Raw genomic sequence first — 6386 nt, 5'->3', positions numbered from 1 at the left:
CCTCGACCGTGCCCAGTGGGTCGGCGACGAAATCCCCGTACTCGACGTCGTAGCGCCGCTCACTGCCTGCTGGGCGATCGGGCCGGGGCGGCGCTGGGCGTGTTGCGGAGCGCGGATGACCGGTGCGACCGAGCGGGTGTCGAGCCAAGGTCCATACGTTTGAAAGGCGGTGACCAGGCGCTGGTCGGCGGCTGGTGCGACCGGTTCGCCGAGACGAACCGGATCATCCGTCTGGGACCGCGCCGCGCGCGGTGCGATCGACCAGGACGGCCTGTCCCGCGCCTACGACCGGCTCGTCGCCCTGGCGGCCGAACTCCCGCACGCGACCGTGATCCACGCCAGCACGGTCGAACAGACCTACCAGGCGCTGCTCACGACAGTGCGGGCTGCAGGATCGTGAGAGTGCCGTTGTCGGCGTCGAGTTCGGCCTCGGCGCCCAACGGCACGGTCAGTTGGCCCGCGCAGTGCCCGAATCCCAGCTCCCAGATGGTCGGGATGCCCAGCGAGCCGATCAGGTCGGTCAGCACCGCCTCCACCTCGTGCGGCGGCCCGCACTCGGTCCACGAACCCAGCGCTATCCCGTTCACCCCGGTGAACCAGCCCGCGCGCAGCAGCGACGTGAAGATCCCGTCCAGCCGGTACGGGTCCTCGGTGACGTCCTCCAGCAGCAGGATCACACCATCGGGTGCATTCGCGCCGGGGGCGCCGAGCTGCGCGGACAGCAGGCTCGAGTTCCCGCCGACCACCACGCCCCGCGCGGTTCCGTGCACCATGGTCGCGCTGGCCGGGCCGGTCAGCACCTGCGCCTCCTCGGGCGTGAACAGGACGCGGCGGGCGTGCTCACGGGCCGTGGCGTCCTCGACGAACCCGCTCGTGGCCACCATCGGCGCGAACAACGTCACCACATCGAGGTACTTGGCCATCGCGGTGTGCAGCACGGTCACGTCACTCGATCCGAGGAACACCTTCGGCGTGGCCTGCGCCATCTGGTCCCAGTCGAGCAGGTCGACCATCCGCAGGCAGCCGTACCCGCCGCGGACAGACCACACCGCGTCCACCTCCGGGTCACACCAGGCGGCCTGAAAATCGGCCGCCCGGTCGGAATCCGAACCCGCCAGGTAGGGCAGCGTGGGATGCCGGTCCAGGACGTGCTTGCCGACCTCGACCTGCAGACCCCACGACTCCAGCTGCTGGATGCCCTTGGTCAGGAACTTCGGCGACACCGGGCCCGCGGGCGCGACCAGCGCGACCCGCGACCCGGCGCGCAGGCGATGAGGGCGGGCCGTCACCTGCTCAGCTCCAGGGTGGCGGTGCCGTCCGGGGTGAAACCGAGGACCTGGCCGTAGAACGACAGTTTCGCGTTGAGCACGGCGATCAGTGTGGACGCCTTGCGGAACCCGTGCTGCTCGCCCTCGAAAGTCAGGTACGCGTGCTGGATGCCGGTGCCCTCGAGGCTGGCCACGAACCGGTCGGCCTGCTCGGGCGGGCAGATCTGGTCGTCCAGGCCCTGCAGCAACAGCACCGGTCCGACGAGCCGGTCCACCCGGTTGGCGGGCGAGCGTTCGGCGTACCGGTCCGGGTACTGCTCGTAGGGGCCGATCAGCCGGTCGAGGTACCGCGACTCGAAGTCGTGGGTCTGGCCGATCCACCCGGTCAGGTCCAGGATCGGGCACTCGATCGTGCCGCACTTGTAGGTCGTCACCGAGGTCATGGACGCGGCGGAGGTCCAACCGCCGGCGCTGCCACCCTCGATCGCCAGGCGTTCGCCGTCCGCGCTGCCCTCGTCGGCCAAAGCCTGCGCGACCGCGGCGCAGTCCTCGACGTCGACCAGACCCCACTGCTCGTACAGCGACTCCCGGAACTCACGGCCATAACCGGTTGAGCCGCCGTAGTTGACCGCGACCACGCCGATACCGCGGCTGGTGAAGAACGCGAAATCCAGATTCAGCGTGGCCCCGTACTTCCCGGTCGGCCCGCCATGGACATGCACCAGGAACGGCGGTTTCTCGCCGTCCGGCGCCGCATAGTCCGGGTTGTGGGGCGGATAGACCAATGCCGGGATCGAGCGGCCCTCCGGCGAGGTGAACACACGGTCCTGCGGCACCGACACGTACGCCGGGTCGATGGGGGAGTCCTGCGAGGTGTACGCGGTGAGCTCGCCGTTGGACAGGTTCAGCCCGACGACCGCCGTCTCCGCGGTCGGGCTGCCCGCGATCGCGTACACCACCCCGTCGTACGCGGAGATCGACCGCCACGCGGTGAGGTCGCTGTCCACATCGGTCACCGTGCCGCTGCGTTCGTCCAGAATGGCCAGTGCGCCCGAGCGCAGGATCGCGAACCGGCCGTGCCCCAGCGGCGCGAACCAGCGGGCCCCCATCCGCCACAGCGGTCCGCCGAGTTCTTCCTTGCCCGGAGCCAGGTTGCGCACCGTGCCGTCGAGGTCGTAGCGGTAGAGGTTCCACCAGCCGTCCGGATCGGACAGTGCCAGCAGGCTCGTCGCGTCCTCCCACTCGACCTGGCAGATCGCCTCCCGCGGGCCGCCGGCCAGCACCCGGTGCGGCCCGAACGTGCCGTCGTCCTCGATGCGCGCGACGCACAGTTCGGTGGAGTCCCACGGCAGATCCGGGTGTTCCCAGCCGAGCCAGACCGCGTGCCGGCCGTCCGGGCTGATCTTCGGGCCGGTCATGAAATGGTGGCTCGCACCCAGCACCCGCACGCCGTCGCGGCCTAACGAGACAAGATCACGCCGCACGTCGGTGGGTTTGTCCCCGGTGATCGTCTCGCGGACGCACCACACCTCACCGTCGCGGCCCGGCATGAGGTCGCCGTAGCGCAACCCGTGCTGCCGCTCGGGTTCCGGCGAGATCGGCTCGGGTGTTCCGCCCTCAGCGGACACCAGGTACACGCGCTGGTCCGACCAGTTGGTGAACGCCACCATCCCGTCGGGCAGCGCCGCGTACGGGAACGCGCCGTACTCGTGCACCCGGTTGCGGACATTCCAGTCACCGGGGAGCAGTTCGACCGGTTCGCCGCCCGGAACCGCGTGCATCAGCGCGATCCGGCCGTTCTCGGTGGGCCGGCTGTGCGTCCACCACACCTCACCACCGGCGAACGAGGGCCAGTCGGGACCACCTCCGGCCGCGGCCGCCACCTCAGCGGACACCGGCGACTTCCAGCTGCCATACGGCGCGATTTCCACCACAAGCAGACAGTACTGGTGTCCCATTTTCCCGTCACGCCGTGTGAAGCCGACGTCAACTTGGGCAGCCGGGCTGCTGGCCGGGGCCCGCGTGTCATAAGGTCAAAGGTGCCATGGCTCGTGTCATACATGTCTTCCGCCAGCCCGACCGGTTCATCGCCGGGACAGTCGGGCAGCCCGGTGATCGCACCTTCTACCTGCAGGCGTCCCAGGACGCCCGCACGGTCAGCGTCAGCCTGGAGAAACAACAGGTGGTCGTGCTGGCCGAACGCATCGGGTCGCTGCTGGAGGAGGTCGGCCGCCGGTTCGGCGCCGAGGTCCCCGGCGACACCCCCGACGAGATGCTCGACTCCGAACCGCTCGAGGTGCCCCTGGACGAGGAGTTCCGGGTCGGCACCATGGGCCTGGGCTGGGACGCCGAGACCCGCGCGGTGGTGATCGAACTGCTCGCGGTGTCCGAGACCGAGGTCGACGAGGCCGTCGTGCTCGACGACACCGAGGAGGGCCCCGACGCCGTGCGGGTGTTCCTCACCCCGGCCAGCGCCAAGGCGTTCGCCGACCGCGCCGACCGCGTGGTGCGCGCCGGCCGCAAGCCCTGCCCGCTGTGCGGCGAGCCGCTCGACCCTGACGGTCACGTGTGCCCGCGGCAGAACGGCTACCGCAGAAGCGACGAGGGCTGACGTTGCGAGCAGGTGACCCGGCGGCGCTCGAACTGATCACCCAGGGCGTGATGGAGGTCGAGGGCCGCCTGGTCGACGCCTCCAACGCCACCCTCTACTGCGGGATCAGCCACGAAGGCGTCGCCGCGCACTGCGTGTACAAGCCCGTCAGCGGCGAACGCGCGCTGTGGGACTTCCCCGACGGCACCCTCGCGGGCCGTGAGGTGGCGGCCTACCTCGTCTCCGAAGGCGCGGGCCTCGGCCTGATCCCACCCACCGTGCTACGCGAAGGCCCGTTCGGCCTCGGCATGGTCCAGCTGTGGGTGGACACCAAGGAAGGTGACGACCTCGTCGACGTCCTCGCCCCCGCCGACGTCCCCGACGGCTGGCGCATGGTCCTGCGCGCCCACGACCGCTTCGGCGAACCCGCGGTCCTCACCCACGCGAACCACCCCAGCATCCAGCTGATGGCCGCGCTGGACATCCTGATCAACAACGCCGACCGCAAAGGCGGCCACGTCCTGCACGGCACCGACGGCAACGTCTACGGCGTCGACCACGGAATCTGCCTGCACACCGAGAACAAACTCCGCACCGTGCTGTGGGGCTTCGTCGGTGAAGTCCTGCCACCCGAAGCCGTCGACGCCTTCGCCGGCCTGCGCTCCAAACTCGACGGCACCCTCGGCGAGCAACTCTCCGCCCACATCACCCGCCGCGAACTGCGCGCCCTCCGTTCCCGCACCGACAAACTCCTGCGCGACCCCATCTTCCCCGAACCGAACCCCGACGGCCGCCCGCTGCCGTGGCCGATGTTCTGAGCCGGTTCAGGGTTCAGGGCGCGTCGAGCGTGCGCGAAAGTTTGTGAGGTTTGGGCCAGCCCCATGCGATGTCGTCGACGGCGAGGAATGGCTCGTTGATCACGGTGGTGGGGGTGAGGGTGGTGAAGGTGTGGATGTCGCGGTGGAGGTGGGATTGGTCGGTGTAGCCGGTGTCGGCGGCGACGCGGGCGGGGTCGTGGCCGGCGACGAGGTGGTGGACGGCGTGGTCGAAGCGGACGAGTTTGGCGGCACGTTTGGGTGGCAGGCCGAGTTGGGTGTGGAAGCGGGTCCAGAGGCGTTTGCGGCTCCAGCCGAGTTCGGTCGCGAGGTGCTCGATGCGGACCGTGCCTCGGGTCGCGACGATCCGGCGCCAGGCCCAGGACACCTCTGGGTCGACCGGGGACGCCGCTGCGCAACGGCGGGCGAGCCAATCGTCGAACCACTCGAAGCGGTCCTCCCAGGAGGAACGCTCGCCCAGCTGAGTGCTGATTCGCGCCGCCTCCCGGCCCCACAGGTCGTCGAGGGACACGACGGTGTTGTCCATGCCGGCACCCAGAACCGCGTGCGCGACAACGGGTGACAGGCGCACCTGCAAGCACTCGAACGCCTCGGCCCGCAGCGCGCGCAGGGCCTCGCCGAACCCCAGCCCCGTGACGAAACTGCCCTGCTGCCGCCGACCGGTGGCATCTTCCACGGCGATCGTGCCGCCGAACACCAGAATCAGCGTGACCGATGGGTGGGGGATCAGGCGGAGGCCCGGCGGGGTGATGCCGCGGTCACCGAACCCGGCCATGGTGACCCCAGGCAGGCGGCTGGGTCGCTTCGGACACGTGATGTCCCACAACATTCCGTCATGCTACGCACGCCGCCCGGCGGGAACATTTGTCCAAGCCACCGGCGCCCACCGGCGGCGACAGTGCGGGTATGAACAAATCGCACGACGGCGAGATACACGTGTGCCAGGACGGCCCCCGCGACGCGCCCGCGCTCCTGCTCATCCACGGGACCGCCGCATCGGCCCGCGAGTGGGAGCCGATGGTTCCGCTGCTCACCGACAAGCACAGGGTCATCCGCGTCGACCTGCTCGGCTGCGGCCAGTCGGCCAAACCGGACGGTGCGAGCTACGCGGTACCGGACCAAGCGAGCCGGGCCGGTGCGGTGCTGGACCGGCTCGGCGTCGAGCACGCCACCGTGGTCGGCCATTCCAGCGGCGCAACGGTTGCCACCGCCCTGGCCGAGCAACGACCCGACCTGGTGACCGCCCTTGTCATCATCAACTTCGGCCCCACCATGGCCGCCTACATCGGGCAGGACGCCGCCATCGACCCACGGCAGTGGCCGAACCTCACCGACGACCAGCTCCGCCAGGCCGTCGCCTCCGGCTTCGCCCCCGGATACCAGATCCCCCAACCGTTCCTGGACCAGGTACGCGAGATGGACCTCCACGTGTTCGCCGCGACCTCGCAGGCAGTCAGCGCATACCTGAACGAACGCGGCCTCCCGCAACGGCTGGCGCGCCTCGGCAAACCGCTGCTGGTGATCTTCGGCGAGCAGGATCTCCGCTGGCGCCCCGAGTCCGCCGCCGAGTACCGCGCCGTTCCCGGCGCGACTATCGAGATGCTGCCCGGCCTCGGGCACTCACCGAACCTCGAAGATCCGCCGCGGACCGCCGTGCCCCTCCTGGCCTTCACCGAGAACCACCACTGAGAC

At 70.0% G+C, this 6386-nt stretch carries 7 protein-coding genes; 4 read left to right on the top strand and 3 right to left on the bottom strand.

What is annotated here, in order from left to right; all coding sequences use genetic code 11:
• Nucleotides 1-169 precede the first annotated feature (169 nt).
• On the top strand, nucleotides 170-400 hold the full coding sequence (locus AB0J95_RS14660; RefSeq protein ID WP_364757185.1) for a hypothetical protein: 231 nt from the start codon (nucleotides 170-172) through the stop codon (nucleotides 398-400).
• On the opposite strand, the gene AB0J95_RS14655 is transcribed toward AB0J95_RS14660, so the two are convergent.
• Nucleotides 372-1289 (bottom strand): LD-carboxypeptidase, encoded by a 918-nt coding sequence (locus tag AB0J95_RS14655; RefSeq protein ID WP_364757183.1) that lies wholly within the window; start codon nucleotides 1287-1289, stop codon nucleotides 372-374. The two genes, AB0J95_RS14660 and AB0J95_RS14655, sit on opposite strands and share 29 nt — an antisense overlap.
• Nucleotides 1286-3202, bottom strand: coding sequence for a prolyl oligopeptidase family serine peptidase (locus AB0J95_RS14650; RefSeq protein ID WP_364757181.1), 1917 nt, complete (start codon nucleotides 3200-3202; stop codon nucleotides 1286-1288). The genes AB0J95_RS14655 and AB0J95_RS14650 overlap by 4 nt, the downstream gene beginning before the upstream one ends.
• Before the next feature lie 110 nt (nucleotides 3203-3312).
• On the opposite strand from AB0J95_RS14650, the gene AB0J95_RS14645 reads away from it, so the two are divergent.
• Together AB0J95_RS14645 and AB0J95_RS14640 are read left to right on the top strand one after the other, a co-directional pair.
• Complete coding sequence (locus AB0J95_RS14645) at nucleotides 3313-3879, top strand: DUF3090 domain-containing protein (RefSeq protein ID WP_364757179.1); 567 nt, start codon at nucleotides 3313-3315, stop codon at nucleotides 3877-3879.
• Between the two features lie 2 nt (nucleotides 3880-3881).
• Entirely contained in the window at nucleotides 3882-4676 is a 795-nt protein-coding gene (locus AB0J95_RS14640) for an SCO1664 family protein (RefSeq protein ID WP_364757178.1), read from the top strand.
• Nucleotides 4677-4689: 13 nt separating this feature from the next.
• Here AB0J95_RS14640 and AB0J95_RS14635 read toward each other — a convergent pair whose 3' ends face one another.
• Nucleotides 4690-5523, bottom strand: coding sequence for a helix-turn-helix domain-containing protein (locus AB0J95_RS14635; protein WP_364757176.1), 834 nt, complete (start codon nucleotides 5521-5523; stop codon nucleotides 4690-4692).
• Between the two features lie 77 nt (nucleotides 5524-5600).
• Here AB0J95_RS14635 and AB0J95_RS14630 point away from each other — a divergent pair, with 77 nt between their 5' ends.
• Nucleotides 5601-6383: an alpha/beta hydrolase gene (locus AB0J95_RS14630; RefSeq protein ID WP_364757174.1), complete on the top strand. Its 783-nt coding sequence runs from the start codon at nucleotides 5601-5603 to the stop codon at nucleotides 6381-6383.
• The last annotated feature ends 3 nt before the right edge of the window (nucleotides 6384-6386 follow it).

The sequence above is a fragment of the Actinocrispum sp. NPDC049592 genome, from assembly GCF_040675465.1.
Lineage (GTDB): Bacteria > Actinomycetota > Actinomycetes > Mycobacteriales > Pseudonocardiaceae > Kibdelosporangium.
This window is presented reverse-complemented; position numbering and strand designations above follow the sequence as displayed.

What these genes read in the sequence shown, in the direction of transcription:
- AB0J95_RS14645 (WP_364757179.1), top strand. Translation starts at nt 3,313, where the DNA reads ATGGCTCGTGTCATACATGTCTTCCGCCAGCCCGACCGGTTCATCGCC.
- AB0J95_RS14635 (WP_364757176.1), bottom strand. Translation starts at nt 5,523, where the DNA reads ATGTTGTGGGACATCACGTGTCCGAAGCGACCCAGCCGCCTGCCTGGG.
- AB0J95_RS14630 (WP_364757174.1), top strand. Translation starts at nt 5,601, where the DNA reads ATGAACAAATCGCACGACGGCGAGATACACGTGTGCCAGGACGGCCCC.